The 25,143-nt window shown below is 71.3% G+C and carries 21 protein-coding genes and 1 riboswitch; of the genes, 6 read left to right on the top strand and 15 right to left on the bottom strand.

Annotation, left to right across the window (positions count from 1 at the left end; all coding sequences use genetic code 11):
- Positions 1–59: 59 nt before the first annotated feature.
- From ASG45_RS06180 to glyA, 3 genes are all read right to left on the bottom strand, one after another.
- Positions 60–548 (bottom strand): cytochrome C5, encoded by a 489-nt coding sequence (locus ASG45_RS06180; protein WP_156458725.1) that lies wholly within the window; start codon positions 546–548, stop codon positions 60–62.
- Positions 549–638: 90 nt separating this feature from the next.
- Positions 639–1,523, bottom strand: a complete 885-nt coding sequence (locus tag ASG45_RS06175; protein WP_055834254.1) for a bifunctional methylenetetrahydrofolate dehydrogenase/methenyltetrahydrofolate cyclohydrolase — start codon at positions 1,521–1,523, stop codon at positions 639–641.
- Between the two features lie 279 nt (positions 1,524–1,802).
- Positions 1,803–3,077, bottom strand: a complete 1,275-nt coding sequence (gene glyA, locus ASG45_RS06170) for a serine hydroxymethyltransferase (protein ID WP_055834250.1) — start codon at positions 3,075–3,077, stop codon at positions 1,803–1,805.
- A 59-nt stretch (positions 3,078–3,136) separates the two neighbouring features.
- A riboswitch (ZMP/ZTP riboswitch) is annotated at positions 3,137–3,222 on the bottom strand.
- Positions 3,223–3,348: 126 nt separating this feature from the next.
- Between glyA and ASG45_RS06165 the strand changes: the two genes are divergently transcribed.
- The 3 genes from ASG45_RS06165 (at position 3,349) to ASG45_RS16710 (ending at position 6,603) form a co-directional block, all read left to right on the top strand.
- Entirely contained in the window at positions 3,349–3,735 is a 387-nt protein-coding gene (locus ASG45_RS06165; protein WP_235560528.1) for a YrdB family protein, read from the top strand.
- Positions 3,732–5,096 carry an FAD-binding oxidoreductase gene (locus tag ASG45_RS06160; RefSeq protein ID WP_055834247.1) on the top strand — a complete coding sequence of 455 codons (1,365 nt, stop codon included), beginning with the start codon at positions 3,732–3,734 and terminating at the stop codon, positions 5,094–5,096. The genes ASG45_RS06165 and ASG45_RS06160 overlap by 4 nt, the downstream gene beginning before the upstream one ends.
- Before the next feature lie 106 nt (positions 5,097–5,202).
- A complete protein-coding gene (locus ASG45_RS16710; RefSeq protein ID WP_055834244.1) occupies positions 5,203–6,603 on the top strand; it encodes a L,D-transpeptidase family protein in 1,401 nt (466 codons plus the stop codon).
- Positions 6,604–6,875: 272 nt separating this feature from the next.
- Here the strand turns inward: ASG45_RS16710 and ASG45_RS06150 are convergent, their stop codons facing one another.
- The 5 genes from ASG45_RS06150 to ASG45_RS06130 all read right to left on the bottom strand — a co-directional run bounded on the left by ASG45_RS06150 (position 6,876) and on the right by ASG45_RS06130 (position 11,639).
- Positions 6,876–9,095: an NADP-dependent isocitrate dehydrogenase gene (locus ASG45_RS06150; protein WP_055834240.1), complete on the bottom strand. Its 2,220-nt coding sequence runs from the start codon at positions 9,093–9,095 to the stop codon at positions 6,876–6,878.
- 120 nt (positions 9,096–9,215) lie between these two features.
- Positions 9,216–9,722: a hypothetical protein gene (locus ASG45_RS06145; protein ID WP_055834237.1), complete on the bottom strand. Its 507-nt coding sequence runs from the start codon at positions 9,720–9,722 to the stop codon at positions 9,216–9,218.
- Positions 9,719–10,009 carry a WXG100 family type VII secretion target gene (locus ASG45_RS06140; protein ID WP_055834234.1) on the bottom strand — a complete coding sequence of 97 codons (291 nt, stop codon included), beginning with the start codon at positions 10,007–10,009 and terminating at the stop codon, positions 9,719–9,721. Before ASG45_RS06140 ends, ASG45_RS06145 begins: the two co-directional genes overlap by 4 nt.
- Positions 10,006–10,434 carry a hypothetical protein gene (locus tag ASG45_RS06135; protein WP_055834231.1) on the bottom strand — a complete coding sequence of 143 codons (429 nt, stop codon included), beginning with the start codon at positions 10,432–10,434 and terminating at the stop codon, positions 10,006–10,008. The genes ASG45_RS06140 and ASG45_RS06135 overlap by 4 nt, the downstream gene beginning before the upstream one ends.
- On the bottom strand, positions 10,431–11,639 hold the full coding sequence (locus tag ASG45_RS06130; protein ID WP_156459389.1) for a hypothetical protein: 1,209 nt from the start codon (positions 11,637–11,639) through the stop codon (positions 10,431–10,433). Before ASG45_RS06130 ends, ASG45_RS06135 begins: the two co-directional genes overlap by 4 nt.
- Before the next feature lie 104 nt (positions 11,640–11,743).
- On the opposite strand from ASG45_RS06130, the gene ASG45_RS06125 reads away from it, so the two are divergent.
- Positions 11,744–12,196 (top strand): GNAT family N-acetyltransferase, encoded by a 453-nt coding sequence (locus ASG45_RS06125; RefSeq protein ID WP_055834227.1) that lies wholly within the window; start codon positions 11,744–11,746, stop codon positions 12,194–12,196.
- Positions 12,197–12,296: 100 nt separating this feature from the next.
- Here the strand turns inward: ASG45_RS06125 and ASG45_RS06120 are convergent, their stop codons facing one another.
- The 4 genes from ASG45_RS06120 to ASG45_RS06105 all read right to left on the bottom strand — a co-directional run bounded on the left by ASG45_RS06120 (position 12,297) and on the right by ASG45_RS06105 (position 18,388).
- On the bottom strand, positions 12,297–14,114 hold the full coding sequence (locus ASG45_RS06120) for an ABC transporter ATP-binding protein (protein ID WP_055834224.1): 1,818 nt from the start codon (positions 14,112–14,114) through the stop codon (positions 12,297–12,299).
- Positions 14,111–15,976: an ABC transporter ATP-binding protein gene (locus ASG45_RS06115; protein ID WP_055834222.1), complete on the bottom strand. Its 1,866-nt coding sequence runs from the start codon at positions 15,974–15,976 to the stop codon at positions 14,111–14,113. Before ASG45_RS06115 ends, ASG45_RS06120 begins: the two co-directional genes overlap by 4 nt.
- A gap of 298 nt (positions 15,977–16,274) precedes the next feature.
- On the bottom strand, positions 16,275–16,772 hold the full coding sequence (locus ASG45_RS06110; RefSeq protein ID WP_055834220.1) for a methylated-DNA--[protein]-cysteine S-methyltransferase: 498 nt from the start codon (positions 16,770–16,772) through the stop codon (positions 16,275–16,277).
- A complete protein-coding gene (locus ASG45_RS06105; protein WP_055834217.1) occupies positions 16,769–18,388 on the bottom strand; it encodes an AlkA N-terminal domain-containing protein in 1,620 nt (539 codons plus the stop codon). The genes ASG45_RS06110 and ASG45_RS06105 overlap by 4 nt, the downstream gene beginning before the upstream one ends.
- Positions 18,389–18,645: 257 nt before the next feature.
- On the opposite strand from ASG45_RS06105, the gene ASG45_RS06100 reads away from it, so the two are divergent.
- Both ASG45_RS06100 and ASG45_RS06095 read left to right on the top strand, forming a co-directional pair.
- Positions 18,646–20,073, top strand: a complete 1,428-nt coding sequence (locus ASG45_RS06100) for a dihydrolipoyl dehydrogenase family protein (protein WP_055834214.1) — start codon at positions 18,646–18,648, stop codon at positions 20,071–20,073.
- A 116-nt stretch (positions 20,074–20,189) separates the two neighbouring features.
- Entirely contained in the window at positions 20,190–20,705 is a 516-nt protein-coding gene (locus tag ASG45_RS06095; RefSeq protein ID WP_055834210.1) for a DUF1697 domain-containing protein, read from the top strand.
- Between the two features lie 476 nt (positions 20,706–21,181).
- Here ASG45_RS06095 and purH read toward each other — a convergent pair whose 3' ends face one another.
- The 3 genes from purH to ASG45_RS06080 form a co-directional block, all read right to left on the bottom strand.
- Positions 21,182–22,792 (bottom strand): bifunctional phosphoribosylaminoimidazolecarboxamide formyltransferase/IMP cyclohydrolase, encoded by a 1,611-nt coding sequence (gene purH / locus ASG45_RS06090; protein WP_055834207.1) that lies wholly within the window; start codon positions 22,790–22,792, stop codon positions 21,182–21,184.
- Positions 22,793–22,857: 65 nt separating this feature from the next.
- The gene (gene purN / locus ASG45_RS06085; protein ID WP_055834203.1) at positions 22,858–23,457 is read right to left on the bottom strand and encodes a phosphoribosylglycinamide formyltransferase; all 600 of its coding nucleotides are present in this window, start codon (positions 23,455–23,457) and stop codon (positions 22,858–22,860) included.
- An 80-nt stretch (positions 23,458–23,537) separates the two neighbouring features.
- Positions 23,538–25,037: a cell division protein PerM gene (locus ASG45_RS06080; protein WP_055834200.1), complete on the bottom strand. Its 1,500-nt coding sequence runs from the start codon at positions 25,035–25,037 to the stop codon at positions 23,538–23,540.
- Positions 25,038–25,143 lie beyond the last annotated feature (106 nt).

Genomic DNA, 25,143 nt, shown 5'->3' with positions numbered 1-25,143 from the left:
CGAGCAGAATGAAAGAGGGACCGAGCCGCGCGGCTCGGTCCCTCTTCTCGTCTCGAGGATCAGCCCTCGGTGGTCTCTTCGTCGTCTTCTTCGTCGTCGCCGATGATCTCGATGTCTTCGACCTCGAGCTCGGGGGTCAGCTGCACGTGCACGAGCGCGTCGGGGAACGACGTCTGGCCGGCGAACACGACGATGATGGCGTCGGCGAACACGCCCACCCCGATCGCTTCGAGGTCGGTGCGCAGGTCGATGTCGGCGCTGAGCTCGTCGTCGTCGAGGGCGTCCTCGATGTCGCTCGCGACCTCTTCGACGATCGCGCGCCAGCGGTCCTCGCTCACCGACAGCACGTCCTTGAGCGCGACCATGATCGCGTCGAGGTCGGAGTCGCTCTCGTCGTCGAGCTCGGGGTCGAGGTCGACCTCCACCTCGACGCCGGCGGCATCCAGGTGCCCCACGCCGATGACGCTGTCTTCGTCGATCTGGGCGTCGTCGAGCAGACCGCTCTCGGTGACGCGGCGGAGGAGGTCGTTCAGCACAGACTCAGTCATGTCTCTACGATCCCACGTCGCCGGGTTTCGCGCCCGCCTCTTGCGCACGCCGCGCCGTGTGTTCAACCGGCGGCACCGAGCGGTTCACCGTCAGAGGGCCGTGGCACGCTCCGCGGCCTCGACGACGTTCGTCATGAGCAGCGCCACGGTCATCGGACCGACGCCTCCGGGGTTCGGCGAGACGAACCCGGCGACCTCGGCCACGTCGGGGTGCACGTCACCGTGAACGCGCGACTTGCCCGTCTCGGGGTCGGTCTCGCGGGTGACGCCCACGTCGAGCACCGCGGCGCCCGGCTTGACGTCTTCGGCGCGCACGATGTGCTTCACGCCGGCGGCGGCGACGATGACGTCGGCCTGACGCAGGTGCTTCGCCAGGTCGGCTGTTCCCGTGTGGGTGAGGGTGACGGTCGCGTTGATCTCGCGGCGGGTCAGCAGCAGCCCGATCGAGCGACCGATGGTGACGCCGCGGCCGACGACGACGACCTCTTTGCCCTTCAGGTCGTAGCCGCCTCGCAGCAGCAGCTCGATGACCCCGCGCGGCGTGCACGGCAGCGGAGTGGTGATCGGCGCGTTGACGTTCAGCACCAGGCGACCGAGGTTGGTGGGGTGCAGGCCGTCGGCATCCTTGGCCGGGTCGATGCGCTCGAGGATCGCGTCGGTGTCGATGTGCTTCGGCAGGGGCAGCTGCACGATGTACCCGTGGCAGGCGGGGTCGGCGTTGAGCTGGTCGATGACGGCCTCGACCTCGGCCTGCGTGGCCTCGGCGGGCAGCTCCACCTGGATCGAGTTCATGCCGATCGCCTCGGACTGCCGGTGCTTCATCCCCACGTACAGCTGCGAGGCCGGGTCGGCGCCGACGAGCACCGTCGCGATGCCCGGCACGACCCCGCGCTCACGCAGGGCCGCGACCCGCTCGGCGAGTTCGTCCTTGATCGCCGCCGAAGCGGCCTTGCCGTCGAGAATCGTCGCCGTCATGGCATCCCTCTTCCTGGTGTAGGTCATCGTCGTGCGGGGGTGTTCGAGGACGCATAAACGGCATTGCTGCGCAGAAACACTCCTTCTGCGCGTTTATGCGCACGGACGGCGTTTATGCGTGGGGCTCGGTCGTCGAGGCATCCGGATGCCGGACCCGCGACGTCGCGACACGCCCGGCGCAGGAACGCGGCAGCGGATGCCGCGACCCCGCCGCCGTGCGTCGCGGGGCGGGTGCCGGGACGAACCGCCGCGCGACGCGGCGGCCGTCCCGGCCGGGGCTCACTGCTTCAGGTCGGGGTACAGCGGGAAGGCGTCGGCCAGCACGGCCACACGCGCGCGCAGGGCCTCGAGCTCGGCGCCGGGCTGCAGGGCCAGGGCGATGATGTCGGCCACCTCGGTGAACTCGGCGTCGCCGAAGCCGCGAGTTGCGAGCGCGGGGGTGCCGATGCGCAGGCCCGAGGTCACCATCGGCGGACGCGGGTCGTTCGGAACCGCGTTGCGGTTGACCGTGATGTGGATCTCGTGCAGCAGGTCTTCGGCCTGCTTGCCGTCGATCTCGGCGTCGCGCAGGTCGACGAGCACGAGGTGCACGTCGGTGCCGCCCGAGCGCACGGCGATGCCGGCGTTCGCGACGTCGTCCTGCGTGAGGCGGTCGGCGATGATCGACGCGCCGCGCAGGGTGCGCTCCTGGCGCTCCTTGAACTCGGGCGTCATGGCGAGCTTGAACGCGGTCGCCTTGGCGGCGATCACGTGCATGAGCGGACCACCCTGCTGGCCGGGGAAGACCGCGGTGTTGATCTTCTTGGCGAGATCGGCGTCGTTGGTGAGGATGAGGCCCGAGCGGGGGCCGCCGATCGTCTTGTGCACCGTGGTCGACACGACGTGCGCGTGCGGCACGGGGTTCGGGTGCACGCCCGCGGCGACGAGACCGGCGAAGTGCGCCATGTCGACCCACAGGTACGCGCCCACCTCGTCGGCGATCGCGCGGAACGCCTCGAAGTCGAGCTGACGGGGGTAGGCCGACCAGCCGGCGATGATGACCTTGGGCTTGTGCTCGACGGCGAGGCGGCGCACCTCGTCCATGTCGATGAGCGAGGTCTCGGGGTCGACGCCGTAGGCGACGATGTCGTACAGACGGCCCGAGAAGTTGATCTTCATGCCGTGGGTCAGGTGGCCGCCCTGGTCGAGCGAGAGGCCGAGCAGCGTGTCGCCGGGGCGCGCGATCGCGTGCAGCACGGCGGCGTTCGCGGTGGCGCCGGAGTGGGGCTGCACGTTGGCGAACTCGGAGCCGAAGAGGGCCTTGGCGCGCTCGATGGCGAGCGATTCGGCGACGTCGACCTCTTCGCAGCCGCCGTAGTACCGGCGACCCGGGTAGCCCTCGGCGTACTTGTTCGTGAGCACCGAGCCCTGCGACTGCAGCACCGACACGGGCACGAAGTTCTCGGAGGCGATCATCTCGAGGAAGCTGCGCTGGCGGTCGAGCTCACGCTCGAGCACCTGGGCGATCTCGGGGTCGACCTCGGAGAGAGGGGCGTTGAAGTACTGATCGGTCATGCGATCTCCTTGACGATGGCTTCCGGATGCCGCGGGCTCGGTCGAGTCCGCGTGAATACCGCATCGACCCAGGCGTACGGTCGAATACCGCCAAGCGGTCGCTCCCCGGTGGTGGCCCACCTCAACGCCAGTCGCGACGGTGCCACTTTAGCGGGTAAAGCGTCCGCACCCCCGCGTGTCCCGGCATCCACCGGTCCTCCACAGGGTCGTTCTCCGCTCGATGCCGAGAGACCCCGGATGCCGCGGCCCGGCGCCCACGTAAAATGAGGGGGTGACCGACTCATCGAACGTCCGCGCCCAGGCGCCTCTCGCTCCCGGCATGCGTCCGCGGCCGTCGGCGCTCGAGATCGTCGGAGTGCTGTGCGGGCTGTTCGCCTTCGTGACCCTGGCCGTCTGGGGTTTCCTCGCGTGGCCGTTCCCGTGGAACATCGTCGTCGGCATCGGCGCACCCGCCCTCGCCGTGCTCGTGTGGGCCCTCTTCGTCTCGCCGCGCGCCGTGCTCGCCGTGCACCCGTTCATCCGCGCGCTGGTCGAGCTGTTCGTCTACGCCGCGGCGACCGTGGCGTGGTGGAGCATGGGCCAGGCCGCGATCGGCCTCGTCTTCGCCATCGTCGCCGTCGTGGTGGGCGCGCTGAACGGTCGCCGGCGCCTGGCATGACCGCCGACGTCGTCGCGCAGCTCCGTGCCGAGCTCGGCGCGCGCGTCGACACCTCGCCCGCCGCCCTCGAGGCCGCCCGGGCCGACAAGTCCGGCCACGCAGCCGAGAGCGTCCCCCTCGCCGTCGTGCGCGCGACCTCCGTCGCCGACGTGCAAGCGGTGATGCGCATCGCCTCGGCCACCGGCACCCCGGTCGTCCCGCGGGGCGCCGGCACGGGTCTCGCCGGCGGCGCCAACACCGGGGGCGGCGAGATCTCGCTTTCGCTGCGTGCCATGGATCGACTGATCGAGGTGCGCCCCGACGACCTTCTCGCCGTCGTCGAACCCGGCATCCTCAACGCCGAGCTCAATGCGCTGCTCGAACCGCACGGCGTGTGGTGGGCGCCCGACCCGGCCAGTCGGGCGATCTCGACCGTCGGCGGCAACATCGCCACGGGCGCGGGCGGCCTGCTGTGCGCCAAGTACGGGGTCGTGCGCGACGCCGTCCTGGGGGTCGACCTCGTGCTCGCCGACGGGCGTCTGATGCACCTGGGGCACCGCAGCGTGAAGGGCGTCACCGGGCTCGACCTCACCTCGCTCGTGATCGGGTCCGAGGGCACGCTCGGCATCGTGGTGGGCGCCACGCTCAAGCTCCGCCGCCTCATCGCGGGCGAGCGCGTCACCCTCACCGCCCTCTTCGACGGCGTGCGCGCCGCCGCGGTCGCCTCCGCCGCGGTCACGGCATCCGCACTCCAGCCCGCGATCATGGAGCTGATGGATGCCACGAGCCTCGCCGCCGTGCACCGCCTGCTGTCGCTGCCGGCCCCGCCGGTGGGCGCGGCACAGCTGACGATCCAGACCGACGGACCGCTCGCGGCCGACGAGGCCCGCGCGATCGCCGACGTGCTGACGGCCGCGGGTGGGCGCGTGTCCGTCGCCGCCGACGACGCGGAGGGCGAGGAGCTGCTGGCCGTCCGCCGCGCGATGCACCCCGCGATGGAGACCCTCGGCACCGCCCTCATCGAAGACGTCTCGGTGCCGCGCAGCGCCCTGCCCGACATGTTCGACGAGATCGCCCGCATCGAGCGCCGGTTCGACCTGGTCATCCCGACCGTCGCGCACGCGGGCGACGGCAACCTCCACCCCAACTTCGTCTTCGAGGGGCCCGAGGTGCCGCCCGTCGTGTGGCAGGCCGCCGAAGAGCTGTTCCACGCTGCCCTGCGCCTGGGCGGAACGCTCACCGGCGAGCACGGCATCGGCGTGCTCAAGCGCCGCTGGCTGGCCGACGAGCTCGGCGACGACCAGTGGCGGCTGCAGCGCGACATCGCCCGGGTGTTCGATCCGCTCGGCATCCTGAACCCGGGCAAGGTCTTCGCGCCGTGATCGCCCCCTGCATTTCCGCGGCGTGACCAGACCGTGATAATGCTCCCGGCGATTGCGCAGCAGACCCACTTACCATGGGAAGACTGACTACTGGGGGGTTTGACACATGACCGACGGCGCAAACGGCACCGACGGCGCGACCTACGCCTGGGCTCCGCCCGAGCCCACGAAGCGCAAGAACCGCTCCGGCCTGTGGATCGGCATTCCCGCCGGCGCGACGGCCGTGGCCCTCATCGCGGCCTCGCTCGTGCTCATCGCTCCCGGGGCCTCGGTCGCCGGCGTGCAGATCGGCGGTCTGACCGCCGGCGCCGCCGCGCAGGCCATCTCGACGCGACTGGCGCAGACGGCCATCACGGTCGAGAGCCCCGCCGGAGAAGTCACCGTCACCGGCGCCGATCTGGGCGCCTCGGTCGACGCGGCCGCCCTGGCCGACAAGGCGTTCTCCGAGAACCCGATGTGGAAGCCCTCGTCGTGGTTCCCGCAGGGCACCGGAGTCACCGTCGCCGTCGACCCGTCGGCCGCCGCCGTGGCCCTGCGCGACCGTGCCCCCGGCACCTACCGCGCGCCCGTCGACGCCACCGTCGCCTACGACGCCGGCTCGCAGACGTACGTCACCTCCCCCGCCGAGGCGGGCGAGGGCATCGACGTCGCCGCCGTCACCGCCGCCCTGCAGTCGGCCTTCGACTCCGGCACCCCCGCGACCACGGTCGACGCGGCGCTCGTACCGGTCGAAGCCCCCGTCAGTACCGAAGAGGCCGACGCGGCCGTCGCCACGCTCAACGGCGTGCTCGACACCGCCGGCTTCTACGTCGGCGACGAGCGCACCGTCACCGTCGATCGCGCCACCGCCGCCTCGTGGCTCACCGTCACCCCCGACGGCAAGGGCGACTTCGCCATCTCGGCCGACACCTCCGCCATCGAGCAGGCCGTCGCCGGTCTTCCGGGCGCCGTCGACCGCGGAGCCGTGAACGCCGACGTGATCGTCGACAGCGGTGGAGAGGTCATCAAGACGCTCACCGAGGGTCAGACCGGTCGTGCCCTGGGCGACACCGCCGGCGTGGCCGCCGCTTTCGCCGCTCAGCTCGCCGACGGCAACGCCAAGTACTCCCTCGCCGTCTCCGAGACGCCGTTCGAGACCGCGAAGACCGAGCGTCGCATCGACGTCAACCTCAGCGCGCAGACGGTCACCCTGTACGAGAACGGTCAGGTCTACCGCAACTGGTCGATGTCGTCGGGCAAGAGCGGGTGGGAGACCCACACCGGCACCTACCGCATCGGCTGGAAGACCTCCATGCAGGACATGGGCTGCGCTCCCGGCTACGACTGGTGCACGAAGGACGTCCCCTGGGTCGCGTACTTCAACGGCGACGAGGCCTTCCACGGCACGTACTGGCACAACAACTTCGGCACCCCGATGAGCCACGGCTGCGTCAACCTCACGGTGAACAACGCCAAGGAGCTCTACGACTGGGCGTACAAGGGCACCGAGGTCTCGGTCCACTACTGAGCCCGCAACGACGAAGGGGCGGATGCCGATGGTATCCGCCCCTTCGTCGTTCCCAGGCCCGCGTCACCGCCGCGGCGCGAGCGCACGTGTCCGCGCACGACTCCTGCAGAACGGCACCGAACCGCGACACAGCCCGCGGGTCACGCCGATGTGCCGGAGTCGTGCACGAGGCGCACGCGACGCAGCCGGTCAGACCTCGGCCCCGCACCGGGAAACGGAAGAGGGGCGGATGCCCGCGGCATCCACCCCTCTCGCTTCAGCGTGTCAGCGACTCAGCGCAGACCGTCGACCACCGCGTTCAGCGTGGCCGAGGGACGCATGATCTTCTCGACGAGGGCGGTGTCGGGGCGGTAGTAGCCGCCGATCTCGGCCGTGTGGCCCTGCACCGCGTTGAGCTCCGCGACGATGGTCTCTTCTTCGGCGGCCAGCTTCTCGGCCACCGGGGCGAAGACCCCGGCCAGTTCGGCGTCGGTCGACTGCCGGGCCAGCTCCTGCGCCCAGTACAGGGCGAGGTAGAAGTGGCTGCCGCGGTTGTCGATGGTGCCGAGCGCGCGGCCGGGCGACTTGTCGTTCTCGAGGAACGTGCCGGTCGCGGCGTCGAGCGTCTGCGCGAGCACGCGGGCCTTCTCGTTGCCCGTCGTGTCGGCGAGGTGCTCGAGCGAGGCGGCCAGCGCGAAGAACTCGCCCAGCGAGTCCCAGCGCAGGTAGTCCTCTTCGAGCAGCTGCTGCACGTGCTTCGGGGCCGAACCGCCGGCGCCCGTCTCGAACAGTCCGCCGCCGGCGAGCAGCGGCACGATCGAGAGCATCTTGGCACTGGTTCCGACCTCGAGGATCGGGAACAGGTCGGTGAGGTAGTCGCGCAGCACGTTGCCGGTCACCGAGATGGTGTCCTCGCCGCGGCGGATGCGCTCGAGCGAGTAGCGCGTGGCCTCGGCCGGCTCGAGGATCTCGATGGTGAGTCCCTCGGTGTCGTGGTCGGCGAGGTACTCGTGCACCTTGGCGATGAGGTTCTTGTCGTGCGCGCGGCTCTCGTCGAGCCAGAACACGGCCGGAACGCCCGCGGCGCGGGCACGGGTGACGGCGAGCTTCACCCAGTCGCGCACGGCGACGTCTTTGGTCTGCGTCGCGCGCCAGATGTCGCCCGTCTCGACCTCGTGCTCGAGCAGCACGTCGCCGTTCGAGGCGACGACCTGCACGCGGCCGGGGGCCTCGATCTCGAACGTCTTGTCGTGGCTGCCGTACTCTTCTGCGGCCTGGGCCATGAGACCCACGTTGGGCACCGAGCCGATGGTGGCGGGATCCAGCGGGCCGTTCGCGATGACGTCCTCGATGGTCGCCTGGTACACACCGGCGTAGGACGAGTCGGGGATGACGGCGAGGGTGTCGTCTTCTCCCCCGTCGACGCCCCACAGCTTGCCGCCGTTGCGCACGAGCGCCGGCATCGAGGCATCCACGATCACGTCGGAGGGCACGTGCAGGTTGGTGGTGCCCTTGTCGCTGTTGACGTACGACAGGCGCGGGCCGTTCGCGAGCGCGTCGCGGATCTCGGCCGCGATGGCGTCGCCGCCGCCGACGTTCGACAGACCGGCGAGGATCGAGCCCAGGCCGTCGTTCGGGGTGAGACCGGCGGCCGCGAGGGCGTCGCCGTGGCGGTCGAACACGTCGGCGAAGAAGGCCTTCACGACGTGACCGAAGATGATCGGGTCGCTGACCTTCATCATCGTGGCCTTGAGGTGCACCGAGTAGAGCACGTCGTCGGCCTTCGCCTCGGCCAACGTGTCGGCGAGGAACGCGTCGAGCGCCGCGGCCGAGAGGAACGTGGAGTCCACGATCTCGCCCTGGAGGACCTTGAGCCCCTCCTTGAGCGTCGTGGTGGTGCCGTCGGCCGCGACGTGCTGGATCGTCAGCACGTCGTCGTCGGCCAGCACGACCGACTTCTCGTTCGAGCGGAAGTCGTCGTGCCCGAGGGTGGCGACGCGCGTCTTCGAGCCCGCGCCGAACGCCTTGTTGCGGTGCGGGTGCTTCTTGGCGTAGTTCTTCACGGCGAGCGGGGCACGGCGGTCGCTGTTGCCCTCGCGCAGCACGGGGTTCACGGCGGAACCCTTGATGCGGTCGTAGCGGGCGCGCACGTCTTTGTCCTCGACGCTCGACGCCTCGTCGGGGTAGTCGGGGATGTCGTATCCCTGCGCCTGCAGCTCGGCGATGGCCGCCTTCAGCTGCGGGATGGATGCCGAGATGTTCGGCAGCTTGATGATGTTCGCCTCGGGCAGCGTGGCGAGTCCGCCGAGCTCGGCGAGGGCGTCGCCCACCTGCTGCTCGGGGGTCAGGCGCTGCGGGAAGGCGGCGAGGATGCGGCCGGCGAGCGAGATGTCGCGGGTCTCGACGTCGACGCCCGCCTGCTTCGTGACGGCCTGCACGATGGGCAGGAACGACGCCGTGGCAAGAGCCGGCGCCTCGTCGGTGTACGTGTAAATGATGGTGGAATCGGGCACGTCAGATCTCTCCGTAGAGGCGGCCAGGGTTGTGTTTCAGCCTATCGCACCGCGGCAAAGTCTCTTGATGTCGAGATAGTTCTCGGCATCCGCGCCCTGCCCCGACCCGCGCTGCGCCGGTCAGCGGCGCAGGCCGTGCTCGCGAGCGGTCTGGGGATTGCCCAGGCTCTCGGCGGGCAGATCCACCGCCCTGCCCCAGCCGGCGCCGCCGACGGCGACGCCGCGGGCGACCAGGCCGTCGATGACCGCGTCGACGGCCTCGGCCACGGTCGGAGCCAACTCGTCGCCGAGGACCATCGACACCACGATCTCGGTGAGATCGTCGCGCGGCGTCGCCTCGACGACGACCACGGCTTCCAGCGACAGCGGGCCGAGACGGGAGGTGAGGAGCGACAGTCCCGTGCCGTTGAGGATCGTGTCGCCCACGGCACTGCCCCGGCGGAAGACGATGACGCCGTCGGGCGCGTCGGCGCGGGTGAAACCCGCCCGGCCGAGAAGCTCGCCCACCGCGACGGTGCCGGCCGTCGCCTCGGAGGGCGGGACCGTGAAACGGCACGCGGCGCGGATCTTGTGGCCCCCGACGAGCGACTCGCGCCAGAGCGGGACCGCGCGCGCGGCGGCGCTCATCCGGGCCACCCGGTGGCCAGGTCGGCCTCGAGCTGCTCCACCTCGCCCACCCAGTCGTCGAGCGCCTGTCGCGTCCCGTCGAGCAGGGTGTTCATGCGGACCATTCCGGCGGACCACTCGGCCTGAGCCGACGCGTAGGCGGCCTGTGCGTCACCCGACCACCCGCCCGACAGCGTGGCGGCCGCGGATTCGAGCGCGCTCAGACGCTCGGCGATGCCCGACTGCGCCGCCGCGATCCGTGCGGCCGCCTCGTGCGCGGCACTGAACTCGAGTCGCATCCCGCTCATCGCGGCATCCCTTCGGTCGGGCCGATCAGATCGGACAGACGGGTACGGAGCGCCGCCCCGCGGGCGAGGAGGCGCTCCCTCTCGAGCTCGAGCTCGGCGACGGGGTCGGGCTCTCCCTCGGCGTCGGCGATCGCCCGCGCCTCCTCGCCGATGAGACCGACACCCTCGTTCGCCGCCTCTCGGACGCTGAGAGCGGCGACGCTGTCGTCGGTGCCGTCGAAGATGGCGGTGCGGCTGGTCTCGCCCAGGTCGATGCGCCCCTGCAGCACCTGCCAGTCGATGCCGAGCTCCCCGGCGCGTGCGCGGCGGGCGAACTCCTCTTCGGCGTCGAGTTCTTCGTCGTCGTCGAGGGCGCGTGCCTCCGCGACGAGGGCTTCGATGCGTGCGATGCGCTGCCGGGTGAGGTCGAAGAGATCGTCGTTCATGCTGCCGCCCGCCTTCCGGTGTCGACGAGGAATCTCAGCAGGTCGTCGACCAACAGGGCCGTCTCGACCAGTTGCGCCTTCGCCTCCACGGCACCCTCGATCGCATCGAAGATGGTGTCGACGATCGTGTAGATGAGGCGGACGAGCGAGAAGATCTTGGTCGCCAGGTGCGCACCCTCGGCCGCCGCCACGATCCAGCCCGCCACGGGAACCGTCGCCTCGGCCGCCATGCGCAGCAGCTTCTGCGAGATCTGGTTGAGGATGAGGCCGATGGCCGCGGCCGCCGACTTCGACACCAGCACCAACGTGCCGACCTTCGCCGAGACGATGTCGCACGCCGCGCCGACGCCGAACATCGTTCCGCCGATCGCCGTCATCCCCCCGCGGAACGCCAGGCCGGCCTCGCCGTCCCAGAACTCGCCCTGCTGAACGAGGCCCGCCGTGTTGTCGGCTACGGCACGGCTCGCCTCCCCCAGGTACTGCCAGGCGATCGAGACCTCTTCGATCCCCGTCCAGTCGCCGGCGAACGGCTTCATGATGACGTCTTCGAGAAGGCTGAACCCGGCGATCTTCTCGAAGACCCAGTCGACGCCTCCGAGGAGCGGACCCGCGCCCCAGCGCATCGATTCGACCTCGCTCTTCGTCGCGTTCGGCGCGACCAGGAAGCTCGAGGGATCCTGCCGCTCCACGACGCCCGTGGCCCCGACCGACCAGGAGTCCACGGCGCCCGAGATGTCGTCGACCATACCGCGGCCCCCGCTGACGAGGGACTGACCGGCGTCGTAGGCCTGCTCGAACAACCACGGCTCCGGATCGCCGTGCCCCGCCGGCGCCCCGCCCTGCGCGGCCGGGAGGGTCGGCGGGTTCGAACGCGGATCGACGAACGGCGTCCCCCCGCCCAGCGGCGCGAGGATCCGGTTCATCCGGTCGTGCAGAGCCTTCTCCTGCTCCGCATAGGCGGCCGCGGCGCCGTCGACCTTGTCAGCCGCGGAGTTCATCACCTGCGCCAGTCCATCGGCGATCTGCACACCCACCACGGCGATCGCGAGCGAGAGCGCCGTGAACGGCATCATGATCATCCCCGTATCGGCGGGGGTCAGGATGCCGCGGTCCTGCACGTACCGCGACATCGCGGGGAGGTGCTGCTCACCTTGGCGGCGAAGCGTCTGCGAGCACAGGGCCAACTGTCCGTAATCCACACGCATTCGACAAGCCTAATCCGGGGCTGCGCGCACGTCGCAAGCCCCCTGCGTGCTCGTTGGTTCACCCCGGCCTTGGGGCTGAGGGATCGGGCCGCTAGCCTGGGCGCATGGCTGACCTGCGTCTCGTCGAACTGTCCGCCGCCACGATCGTGGCCGTGAACACCCTGTCGCTCAAGCCCGGGCAGGAGCAGTTCCTCGCTCCCGTCAGCTACGGCATCGCCGCGACGGTGAGCAATCCCCAGACGTCGTGGCAGCGCGTGGTGCTCGACGGCGACGAGGTCGTCGGCTTCGTCAGCGCCAACTTCGACCCCGAGGCCCACGAGGAGCACTTCCGCTCCGTGCTGTGGCGCATCAACGTCGACGCCGATGAGCAGGGCCGCGGCGTCGGCAGCTACGCGATCGCCGCCGTCCTCGAAGAGGCACGCGGCCGCGGGATGGATCACGTCGACGTCATCTACGAGCCCGGCGTCGGCGGCCCCGAGGCCTTCTTCGAGCGCGTCGGCTTCGAGGCGGTCGGCGAGACCGAGTACGGCGAGGTCATCGCACGCATCGGCGTCTGACGCCTGCGGCACCGCCTGCACCTCGAACCACGGATGCCACGCTCCCCGCGACGCGGGAGGCGTGGCATCCGTCATTGCAACGTGCCCCGGAGGCTCTGCCTCACACCAGCGACTGGCGCCAGGCGGCGTGCAGCTGCGCGAACTTGCCCGTGCCCGCGATGAGGGCCGCGGGGGCGTCGTCTTCGATGATGCGGCCGTGCTCCATGACCAGCACGCGATCGGCGATCGCGACCGTCGAGAGGCGGTGGGCGATGATGATCGCGGTGCGGTCGGCGAGCAGGGTCTGCAGCGCGTCCTGGATCTGACGTTCGCTCGGAATGTCGAGCGACGCCGTCGCCTCGTCGAGGATCAGCACCGCGGGATCGGCGAGGAACGCGCGCGCGAACGAGATCAGCTGACGCTGACCCGCCGAGACGCGCCCACCGCGCTTGTTCACGTCGGTCTCGTAGCCGTCGGGCAGCTTCTCGATGAAGCCGTCGGCGCCCACGGCGCGCGCCGCCGCGCGGATCTCGTCCATCGTGGCGTCGGGCTTGCCCAGTGCGATGTTGTCGGCCACGGTCCCGCTGAACAGGTAGGCCTCTTGCGTGACCATGACGATCGCGCGGCGGAGGTCCTTCGGGTGCAACCGACGCAGGTCGACGTCGTCGAGGGTGACCGCCCCCTGCGAGGGGTCGTAGAAACGCGAGATGAGCTTCGCGAGCGTCGTCTTGCCGGCGCCCGTGGTGCCGACCAGGGCGATCGTCTGCCCCGCGGGGATGTCGAGCGAGAAGTTCGGCAGGATGACGCGACCTTCGGCGTAGCCGAAGGTGACCTCGTCGAAGCGCACGTGCCCCCGGGCGTTCCACAGGTCGACCGGGTCGCTGGGGTCGGGAACCGTCGGCTCCTCCTCGAGCACGCCCGACACCTTCTCGAGGGCGGCCGTGGCCGACTGGTAGGAGTTCAAGAAGAACGCGACCTCTTGCAGCGGCGAGAAGAAGTTGCGCACGTACAGCACCGCCGCCGTCAGCGCGCCGATCTCGAGCGGACCCGCGATGACACGGCCGCCGCCCCAGAGCAGCACCAGGGCGACCGACACCGCGGCCACGGCCATGATGCCGGGCTCGAAGGTGCCGAAGAGGCGGATCGAGCGCATGTTGACGTCGCGGTACGCGCCGGACAGGGCGCCGAAGTCCTCGTCGTTGCGGGGTTCCTTCCGGAAGGCCTTCACGGCGCGGATGCCGGTCATGGTCTCGACGAACTTCACGATGACCTGGGCGCTGATGACGCGCGACTCGCGGTAGATCACCTGCGACCGCCGGTAGAACCACCGCATGAGCAGGTACATCGGAATGCCCATGACGGTCAGGATCAAGCCCGACTGCCAATCGATGAGGAAGAGCGCCGCGAGCGTGAACAACCCGTACAGCACCCCCGACACCAGCTCGTTCAGACCGCCGTCGAGCAGCTCGCGGATCGTGTCGAGATCGCTCGTCTGACGCGAGATGATGCGGCCCGACGTGTACGACTCGTGGAACTCGAGGCTCAGCTTCTGCGTGTGCAGGAAGATGCGTTTGCGCAGATCCAGCATCACCGCCTGGGTGAGGCGTGCGGCGACGACGACGTACCACCCGATCAGCACGGCCCCGCCGATACCGGCGAGCAGGTACACCCCGACGACGCCGATGGTCGGCATCCAATCGCTCTGCTCGATGACGGCGGGCAGAGCGTTGTCGATGCCGTAGGCGATGAGCGCGGGGCCGGCGACGCGCAGCGCCGTCGACACGACGAGCACCGCCGCGGCGAGGATCAGCTGACCGCGCAGGGGCGACACGAGAGAGCCCAGCAGGCGGAGCGAGCGCTGCCGGATCGAGCGGCTCTCGGCGCTCGTGTAGTCGGAGCGGTCTTCGCCGCTGGTGCCGGAGACGGTTGCGGTGCTCATCGGGTCGCCTCCTTCTCGGTGAGGGCATCGTCGTCGGAGGTGGTGATGACGGGAATGGCGCCGGTGCGGGCTTCGCGTTCGGCCTCTTCGAGGCTCGAGATGACGTACCGGTAGTGGTCGCTCTCGCGCAGCAGATCGGAGTGCACTCCGACGGCGGTGACGCGGCCGTCTTCGAGCAATGCCACGCGATCGGCGAGCGTCACGGTCGACGGGCGGTGAGCCACCACCAGGGCGGTCGTGGAGCTGAGCACCTCGCGGAGCGCGTCTTCGACGAGCGCCTCGGTGTCGACGTCGAGCGCCGACAGCGGGTCGTCGAGCACGAGCACGGCGGGCCGCGCCGCGACCGCGCGGGCGAGGGCCAGACGCTGCCGCTGGCCGCCCGACAGGCTGAGGCCCTCTTCGCCGATCACGGTGTCGAGGCCGTCGGGCAGCTCGTAGACGAAGTGCGCCTGGGCGACCTGCAGAGCTTCGCGCAGGACCTCCTCGGCCTCGTCGGACCCCGGAGTGAGGTCTTCTCGGCCGAGCAGGATGTTGTCGCGCACGGTCTGCGAGAACAGCGTCGCGTCTTCGAAGGCCATGCCCACGTGACGGCGCAGCTCGGCGAGCGTCAGGTCGCGCACGTCGACGCCGTCGATCAGCACGCGGCCGCCGGTGACGTCGTACAGGCGCCCCGGCAGGGTGGTCAGCGTGGTCTTGCCCGAACCGGTGAGTCCGACCAGGGCCATGGTCTCGCCGGGCCGCAGCACCAGGTCGATGCCGTCGAGAAGGTCGGGCTCGGTGGCCGCCGCATCCTGGTAACGGAAGTGCACGTCCTCGAACGTGAGTTCACCGCGGGGTGCGGTCAGGGTGCGCGGGTTCTCGGGATCGACGATGGTGTTCTGCTCGTCGAACACCTCGAAGATGCGGTCGGTCGCCGTGCGGGCGTCGAGCAGGAACGAGAAGAGGAAGCCGATGGACTCCATGGGCCACCGCAGCACGGTCGCCATCGCGAAGAACGCGACGAGCTCGGCGACCTGCAGCTGCCCGAGCTGCGTCAGCACGATGCCGGCGCCCAGGCACACGGCGAACGCGATGTCGGGCAGCAGCACCAGGAAGAACCAGATCCAGCCGACGGCGCGTGCCTTGTCGATCTCGGTCTCGCGCAGCGACTCGGCCTGGCGGGTGAACTTCTGCAGGGCGTGCCGGCCCCGGCCGAAGGCCTTGAGGACCCGGATGCCGTGGACGCTCTCTTCCACGGCGGTGGCGAGGTCGCCGGCCTGATCCTGGCTCTGACGGGTCAGCGCGCCGTACCGCTTCTCGAACCGGAAACCGACGTAGATGACGGGCGCGGAGGTGACGAGGAACAGCGCGCCGAGCAGCCAGTGCCACCGGAACAGCAGGACGGCGCCGATGACGATGGTCAGCATGTTGACCACGAGCAGGATGACGCCGAAGGCGAGCCAGCGGCGCAGCATGCTGATGTCCTGCATCATGCGCGAGAGCAGCTGACCCGACTGCCACCGGTCGTGGAACGCCACCGGAAGACGCTGCAGCCGCGAGTAGAACGATTGGCGCAGGTCGTACTCGACCTTGGTGGCCGGCCCGAGCACGAACCAGCGACGCAGCCACACCATCGCGGCTTCGGCGAGGCCGAGGCCGAGCACGGCCAGCGATCCCCACACGAGCGCGGTCGGGTCGAGCGAGGCGATGGGACCGGCGACGATCTGTTCGAGAACGAGGGGGATCGCCAGGGCCAGCAGGCTCGCGACGAGCGCGGTGCCGGCACCGGCGATGAGGCGCGGCAGCACCGGGCGAGCGATGGGGAGAAGGCGCGCGAGGGCGCGCGGCGTGGAGAGGTGCGGGCGGGGCGTGGAGGTGGTCATGATCCTCGAGGAGTCGAAGCGGGCGCCGGGATCGGGCGCGGAGGGGGAAGCCGTGAAGCGGCGCGACGAAGATCGTCGCGCGGGGCGGAACGGACGCGCCGGAGCGCGGAACGCGGGGCCCTAGGCGGATCGGCCGGGGCGCGCGACGACGAAGGGCGCGGCAACCGGGGCGACGGGGGCGTCGATTCGGTACATGGCATCCTCCTTGGTCGGCGTGAGCCACCGCGGGGGGACGGCAGCCCTCCAGAGTATCCCTGAGCGAAGCTCGGGGGCAAGAGTGTCTTCCGGGCCTCGATCGTCAGGCCGCCGACTCGCGCGCCAGCAGGCTCTCTTTCACCGGCGTGCCCCACGCGAAGCCGCCCATCGTCCCGTCACCGCGGAGCACCCGGTGACAGGGCACGAAGAGCGCGACGGCGTTGCGCGCGCAGATGGATGCCGCGGCGCGCACCGCCGACGGCGCCCCCAGGGCGGCGGCGAAGCCGGTGTAGGTGAGCGTGGTCCCGGCCGGAATGCGCCGAAGGGCCTCCCACCCGGTCCGCTGCAGCGGGGTGCCCCACTGGGCGACGGCGACGGAGTCGATGGCGGCGATGTCTCCGTCGTAGTACGCGCGCACCGCCTCGGCCGCCGCGGTCTCGCCGGCGACGATGTCGGCCGGCCGACGTTCGGGGCGGAGCCGCGCGAGCACGGCGTCGGTGTCGGCGGTCCAGCCCGAGACGATCACCCGATCGGCGTCGTCGGCGAGGATCGCGAACGACCCGTCGGGGGTGTCCAGGAACTGGAGGGTGGCGGTGCTCATTCGGATCGCTCGCTTTCAGGCGCGGGAGGGGAAGAAGGAAGGACCACATCGACAACCCCGACGTCGGCGCGGGTGCTCGTCGTCCGCCGGCGCGGGCGCGTCACGGCGGCCGCCGCGGCCGTCTCGGCCGGGGAGCGCCATGCCTGGGTCACCGGGGCGGCGTACCAGTAATGCGCCATCGCGTAGCTGCGCCAGGGCGCCAGGCGCTCCGACCACGCGGTGAAGCCCGCGGGGTCGGACGGCAGCCCCAGCGCCGCCGCGCCGGCCCGGGCGGCCACGTCGCCGGGGAGCAGCACGTCGGGGTCGCCGAGCACGCGCATGCGCACGTAGTCGGCGGTCCACGGCCCGATCCCGCGCCGGGCGAGGAGCCTGGCGCGCTGCTCCGTGGCGTCATCGCCGGCACCGAGTTCGAGGGTGCCGTCGCTGAGTGCCGCGGCAGCCTCGACGATGGCGCGCATGCGGGCAGCGGGTCCGCGCAGCACCTCGAGACCCCGTTCCGCGATCGCCGCCGGCGTCGGGAAGAGGGTCATCGCCTCGGGGCCGACGGCGACCCGCTCGCCGAGTTCGGCTGACAGACGGCCCTGCATCGTGCGGGCGGCGGCGACGCTGATCTGCTGCCCGATCATGGCGCGCAGCAGCATCTCGTCGGCGTCGACGGCCCCGGGCACCCGGACACCGGGGATGGCGGCCACGGCGGGGGCGAGCTCGGGATGCCGGGCCAGGGCCTCATCGATCGCGAGCGGATCGGCGTCGAGGTCGAACAATCGCCGAATGCGCGAGATGAGGGTGCCGAGGTCGGCCAGGGCCGACAGCCGCGCTCGCAGACGCAGCCGCCCGTCTTCGGCGAGGCGCACCTCGAACCAGGCCGGACCGCCGGGCAGCCGCACGACCCGCGCGAACGAACGGTCGTCGCCCTGCTCGACACCGGGGATGGCGTGCGCCCTCATCCACCCGAAGAGACCGGTCGTGTCGATCGGTCCTCGCACGGGCAACGCGAGGTCGATCTCACCCGCCGACGCCTCGATGCCGGAGGCGTGCGAGCGTCGAGCGCGCAGGTCGCGCGGAGGCATGCCGAACACCTCGCCGATCGTCTCGGTGAACTGCCGGATGCTCGTGAACCCCGCCGAGAACGCGACATCGGCCGACGACAGGTCGGTGCCCACGAGCAGAGTGCGAGCCGTATGTGCGCGGTGCGCGCGGGCGAGGGCCAGGGGCCCGGCGCCGAGCTCCGCGGCGAGCAGACGCGTGAGATGGCGCGACGAATAGCCGAGGCGCCGGGCCAGACCGGGGACACCCTCGCGATCGACGACGCCGTCGGCGATGAGACGCATCGCGCGCGCCACGACGTCTCCGCGCACGTCCCACTGGGGCGAGCCGGGAGCGGCCTCGGGCAGACATCTCTTGCACGCGCGGTAGCCCGCCTCGTGGGCTGCGGCCGACGTGGCGTAGAAGGTGACGTTCTCTTCGTTCGGCGTGCGTGCGGGGCAGCTCGGGCGGCAGTAGATGCGGGTGGACCGCACGGCCGTGACGAACTGCCCGTCGAAGCGTCGGTCACGCGACTGGATGACGCGATAGCGCTCGGCGAAGCCCGGAGCGTCGGCCACGGTGGGGGTCATGGCATCCACCCTGCCACCGACCTCCGACATCGGCTGGCGGAAATCGGACACGGCCGTGAGGCGCGCCCGCCGCCCCCACGCGCCCCCGTCGCGAGACGCCGTCTCGCGCAGGACGACCGCCCCGGCCCCGCGCCCGCACGAGCACGAACGCCCGAGCTGGCGAGGCGCTGCGCGCGGCCTGTCGACGGCAACCGGGGGCCTGCCGCTCCGCGCGCAACCCCTGCGTGATGTCGGTGGCCGTCGATAGCGTGAGGATCATGAGCGAACGCGAATACGACCTCATCGTCATCGGTGCCGGCCCCGTCGGCGAGAACGTGGCCGACCGTGCCGTGCAGGCCGGTCTCACCGCCGCGATCGTCGAGTCCGAACTCGTCGGCGGCGAGTGCTCGTACTGGGCGTGCATGCCCTCGAAGGCCCTGCTGCGCAGCGCCGCTGCCCTGCGCGCGGCCCGCGACGTCGACGGAGCCCGGCAGGCCGTCACCGGCGACCTCGACGTCGCCGCCGTGCTGCGCCGCCGCGACACCATGACCAGCGGATACGACGACTCCGGCCAGGTCGAATGGTTGCAGGGCGCGGGGATCGACCTCGTGCGCGGACACGGCCGCCTCTCCGGCGAGAAAACCGTTCGCGTGACCGCCGACGACGGCTCCACGACCGATCTCGTCGCGCGTCACGCCGTCGCCGTCTGCACCGGTACCGCCGCACTCCTGCCCGACATCCCGGGCCTCGCCGACATCTCGCCCTGGACCAGCCGCGAAGCCACCGCCGTGCAGCAGGTGCCCGGCTCGCTCGCCATCATCGGCGGGGGCGTGGTCGGCGCCGAGATGGCGACCGCGTTCCAGAGCCTCGGCACCGACGTCACGATCATCGCCCGCTCCGGCCTGCTCGGCGGCAACGAGCCGTTCGCCGGAGAGCTGGTCGCATCGTCGCTCCGCGACCGCGGCGTGACCGTCAAGAACGGAGCGGATGCCACGGCAGCCCGCCGCGACGGCGAAGGACGCGCGGTGCTCGATCTCTCCGACGGCACCACCGTCACGGCCGACGAGGTCCTCGTCGCGGTCGGTCGCACTCCGCGCACCGGCGATCTCGGATTGGATGCCGTGGGCCTCGAGGCCGACACCTGGCTCGACGTCGACGACACCCTGCTCGTACGCGGGTTCGATTGGCTCTACGCCGTGGGCGACGTCAACCACCGCGCTCTCCTCACCCACCAGGGCAAGTACCAGGCGCGGGCGGCGGGCGACGTGATCGCGGCGCGTGCGCAGGGCGGCGAGGTCGACGACGCCCCGTGGGGTGCCCACGTCGCCACGGCCGATCACGACGCCGTCCCCCAGGTCACCTTCACCGACCCCGAGGTCGCCTCGGTCGGTCTCACCGCCAAGAAGGCCGAGCAGAAGGGCCTGAACGTGAAGGTGCTCGACTACGACCTCGCGAGCATCGCCGGGTCGAGCGAGCAGTCCGACTCCTACGTGGGCCAGGCCCGCGCGATCGTCGACCTCGACCGGGGAGTGCTCGTGGGCGCCACGTTCGTCGGACCCGACATCGCCGAGCTGCTGCACTCCGCCACGATCGCGATCGTCGGCGAAGTGCCCGTGAAGCGCCTCTGGCACGCGGTGCCGTCGTACCCGACGGTCAGCGAGGTCTGGCTGCGGCTGCTCGAGACGCTCGGGCGCGACTCGGCCTGACACCGACCCGCGCGGGTGGGGCTTCGCGTGCACTGGGCCTCGCGTGCGCCGGGCTTCGCGTGCACCGGGCTCCACGCGCACTGATGAGCTCACGCGCGTCGCGCTAGGGTCGCTGCATGTCCCGCAGCGTCGCCCTCATCCGCGGTGTCGGCGGTCCCACGGCGCTGAAGATGGCCGCGCTGCGCGAGGTGTTGGCATCCGCGGGTCTCGGTGGGGTCGAGACGCTGCAGGTCGCGGGGAACGTCGTGGTCGACGACGCCGGACGCTCCCCCGGCGACATCGCCTCGGTGGTGCGTGAGGCGGTGCGCGGGGCGTTCGGATTCGATCTGCCGGTCATCGTGCGCACGCACGCCGAGCTGGCCGCCAGCCGCGCCCGCAACCCCTACGCCCATGCCCCGGAGGGCCGCTGGGTGCAGACGGTGTTCCTCGACGCGAGACCCGCCGCCCGGCTCGAGCTGCCGGACGGCGTGCCCGAAGAGGCGGTGCTCGACGGCCGAGAGGTCTTCGTGCGCTATCCCGAGGGCATCGGCGGGTCGAAGCTGCAAGCGGGCTGGTTCGAGAAGCGCCTCGGCGTCACCGGCACCGCACGCAACGCCAACACCGTCGCGAAGCTCATCGCGATGAGCGCCTGACGCGCGCCCGCCGCCCCGTGTCTGCCGCGCGCATCCGCGCCACCCCGGCCGCGCAGGTAAACGCTGTTCCTGCGGATAAACGCGGCGACAGCGCGTTTATGCGCAGAATCAGCGTTTATGCCTCAGCCCGCGCTCACACCGCGGCCCGAGTGCGCGACCGCGCCGCGCCCGGCACGCATCCGCCACCCGCGCCGCCGCGCGGCACGCATCCCGGACCACGCCGACCCCGCGCATAAACGCTGTTCCTGCGGATAAACGCGGCGACAGCGCGTTTATGCGCACGAATAGCGTTTATGCATCGGGGGCGCCTACCCGCCGCCCCACACCCGCCCCACACCCACGCCGCGCCGACGCCACGCCGCCAACGCCACCCCGCCCACGCCCACGCCCAGCCACCCACACACACACACACACACACACACACCACAACGCCGCCGCAACCGAAGCTGCGACGGCGTCGACCGTGAGGCGAGGGCTCAGTGGAAGAAGTGACGCTCCCCCGTGAAGAACATCGTCACGCCGGCCGCGCGGGCGGCGTCGACGACCTCGGCATCGCGCACCGAGCCGCCGGGCTGGATGATCGCCGAGATGCCGGCGTCGATCAGCACCTGGGGGCCGTCGGCGAAGGGGAAGAAGGCGTCGGATGCCGCGATGGAACCGGCTGCGCGGTCGCCGGCGCGCTCGACGGCGAGACGGCACGAGTCGACGCGGTTGACCTGGCCCATGCCGATCCCGACGGTGGCCGATCCCTGGGCGAGCACGATCGCGTTCGACTTGACGGCGCGGCACGACTTCCACGCGAAGATCAGGCTCTCCATGTCGGCCTCGGCGGGACGCTCGCCCGAGACGAGCTCCCAGTTCTTCGCGACCGATTCGATGTCGTCGGGGAAGCGGTCGGCGTCCTGCAGCAGCAGGCCGCCCGACACGAGCCGCACGTCCATGCGCTCCTGCTGCCAGTCTGCGGGCAGGCTCAGCACGCGCAGGTTCTTCTTGAGCTTGAACACCTCGAGCGCTTCGGGTTCGAAGTCGGGGGCGATGATGACCTCGGTGAAGATGTCGCGCAGGTTCTCGGCCATCTTCAGCGTGACCGTGCGGTTCGCGGCGATGACGCCGCCGAAGGCCGAGACCGGGTCGCACTCGTGGGCGCGCAGGTGTGCCGAGGCGATGGGGTCGAGGGCGTTGGGCGCGGCGACGGCGATCCCGCACGGGTTGGCGTGCTTGATGATCGCGACGGCCGGCTTCACCATGTCGAAGGCGGCGCGGAGCGCGGCGTCGGCGTCGACGTAGTTGTTGTACGACATCTCCTTGCCCTGCAGCTGCGTGGCCTGGGCGATGCCGTGGCCACCGACGCGCGAGTAGATCGCGGCGCGCTGGTGCGAGTTCTCGCCGTAGCGCAGCGTCGACAGGCGCTCGGCCTGGATGGTCAGGTGCGCGGGCAGGTCGATGTCGTCGGCGAGGGTGCCCTCGGCGAACCAGGTCGACACGGCGGTGTCGTACGCGGCGGTGTGCGAGAACGCGCGGGCGGCGAGCTCGCGGCGCTGCACGAGGTTGGTGCCGCCCTGGGACTGCAGGGCGTCGATGATCGCGGGGTACGACTCGGGCGAGACGACGATGGCGACGTTGGCGTGGTTCTTGGCCGCGGCGCGCACCATGGCGGGACCGCCGATGTCGATCTGCTCCACGACGTCGTCACCCTCGGCACCGGATGCCACGGTCTCGACGAACGGGTACAGGTTGACCACGACCAGCTCGAACGGGCGGATGTCGAGCTCCTCCAACTGCGCCTCGTGCGAGGCCAGACGCAGGTCGGCGAGCAGTCCGGCGTGCACCTTGGGGTGCAGCGTTTTCACGCGACCGTCGAGCGACTCGGGGAAGCCGGTGACGGCGGCGACGTCGACGACGTCGTAGCCGGCGTCGCGGATGGTCGAGGCGGTCGACCCGGTCGAGACGATCTCGACGCCGGCGGCGGCGAGGGCTTCGGCCAGCACCAGCAGGTGGGTCTTGTCGCTCACCGAGACCAGCGCCCGGCGGATGGGGACGACGTCGCGGGGACGGTAGTCGGCGGGGTCGTGGCGGGGTCCGGCCATGGCTTTCGGCTCCTGTGTCTCGAGTCGGATTCGGGTGCACGACGGGCCGGGGCCCGGCGGGCGGGTCAGGCGGTTCGGGATGCCGGGGCGGCGAGGTCGAGGTCGCCCTCGGCGATGCGACGGACGACGTCGATGAGCAGACGTCGTTCGACGGGCTTGATGCGTTCGTGCAGGGCGTCTTCGTCGTCGCCGGCCAGCACGGGGATGCGCTCCTGGGCGAGGATCGGCCCCGTGTCGACGCCGGAGTCGACGACGATGACACTGGCTCCGGTCTGCGTCACGCCGGCGGCCAGCGCGTCGCGCACACCGTGCGCGCCGGGGAACTCGGGCAGGTACGCGGGGTGCGTGTTGATGATGCGGGGTTCCCACTCGGCGACGAGGTCGGCCGGCAGGAGCCGCATCATGCCGCTCAGCACGACGAGGTCGGGCTGCCAGACAGCGAGCTGGGCTCCGAGCTCGGCGCCCCACTGCTCGCGGGAGGCGAAGGCGCTGTATGGCACCAGGAAGGTGGGGATGCCGAAGTGCTCGGCGTGCGCGAAGCCGTCGGCCTCGCGATCAGCGCCGACCGCGACCACGCGCGCCGGGAAGTCGGGGGCGGCAGCCGCCTCGAGCAGGGCGCGGAGGTTGGAGCCGGTGCCGGAGATGAGGACGGCGACCGTGAGCACGCGCTCAGTCTACGCAGGTGCGTCGGAGCCCGTGGAGCCGCGGGATGGGCGACGTGGGGCGACCCGCGTCGGCCGCTCCGTCAGCGTCGACCCGCGGGACCCTTGTCGCCGTCGTCGGGATTCGCCCAGGCGGCGCGGATGCGCGCGCGCACCTCGTCGTCGTCGAGCGCGGTCGACGGTGCGTGATCGGCGTCCTCGGGGCCGCGGTACGCGCTGGGCCAGACGTCGGAGGCGATGCCGGTTCCGGGCGCCGACACGAGGGGCGCGGGTCCGGTCGCGTGCTCGTCACGGTCGAAGGGAACGTGGGCGCGGGGCGAGAACGACAATTCCGGGGTCTCGTCGCGCTCGTCTCGGACGCGCGGGGGAAGGTCGTCGGCGGCGGCGCCGAAGCGGGGGCTCAGCAGCAGGATCGCCAGCCCCAGCAGCACCTCGAGACCGAGGGCGAGGGCGAGGGGGCCGGGCTGCGGGCCCGTGTCGGCGAGGCGACCGGGTCCGAGCGAACCAGCCGAGACGAGCGCGGCGAGCGCGCCCGCACCACCGGTGAGCGCGGCGACGACGACCGTGAGCGTCAGCCGGGGGCCGATCGGTTCGGGGTCGGTGGTCACCGGCATCCGGGAACGCAGGATCCAGCCGGCGAGGGCTCCGACGCCGATCGGCAGCAGCACGAGCAGCAGCAGCCACGACGAGGTCGAGTCCGGCACCGCGCCGAGCACGGGGATGCCGGGGAGGGCACCGACCTGCGTGGCGGCCGGGGTGATGGCGGTGTCGGTGCCCAGCGCGAACCCGGGGCCGGCGACGAACGACACCGCCCACAGCACCAGGGTCGGCAGGTACATGAGCTGGCCGAGGGCGATGACGGTGGCGCCGATGGCATCCGCGTTGCTGGCCTGGTAGATACCGATCACCTGCGTCGAGCGGGCGATGAGTCCCACCACCACGACGATCCCGCCGACTCCCACGAGCCCCAGCGTCGTGAGCGCGAGACCGCGCAGCGCAAGCGCGGGCACCGTCGCCCAGGCGCCGGGGAGGCGCTCGACCCGTTCCCGCAGGGCGTCGATGGGTCCGCCGTCGCCGACCCGCCACGCTCCGACGATCGCGCCGACGAACGACGGCACCAGGAACAGCAGCGACGGCAGCAGGATGGCCGGCCAGGTCTCGGATGCCACGAGCGCGGCGTTTCCGGTCAGGGCGACGAGGGTCGCGATGCCGGCGAAGACGACGGAGCCCGACAGCCAGCCGCTGAGCGCGGCGCCGGCCTCGCCCGCGCGGGCGCCCGAGCGGGCGGCGAACAGGGCCGTGAACGTGGCGAACGCCAGGGGCGCGAGCGACAGGGTGAAGCTCGCGAACGAGGGATCGATGCCGGTGGCGGCGAGGTAGGTGTCGGGCAGCGTCACCGTGATCGGCACGAGATGGCCGAGGTGCCAGACCGCGGCGGTCGTGGGCCACAGGGCTCCCCAGTCGGGGCTTCCCACGCCGACCACCCACAGCAGCGCGAGGGGGGCGAGGACCACGGCGATACCGCCCGCGGCGGCCAGGATGGCGTCGAGAGCGGCCAGGAGGGCGACGAGAAGGCGATGCATGGGCGACTGTGAGCGTACCCGCGTCGGCTCGGCGCACCTTTCAGGCGCGGCGGCGAGGGCGCACTCCGCGCGGCGTCGTTGCGCGTCGACGCCTCCGCGGGCGACC

This window comes from Microbacterium sp. Leaf436, assembly GCF_001424715.1.
Lineage (GTDB): Bacteria > Actinomycetota > Actinomycetes > Actinomycetales > Microbacteriaceae > Microbacterium.
The sequence above is the reverse complement of the archived record's forward strand: the minus strand, read 5'-3'. Positions and strand labels throughout refer to the sequence as shown.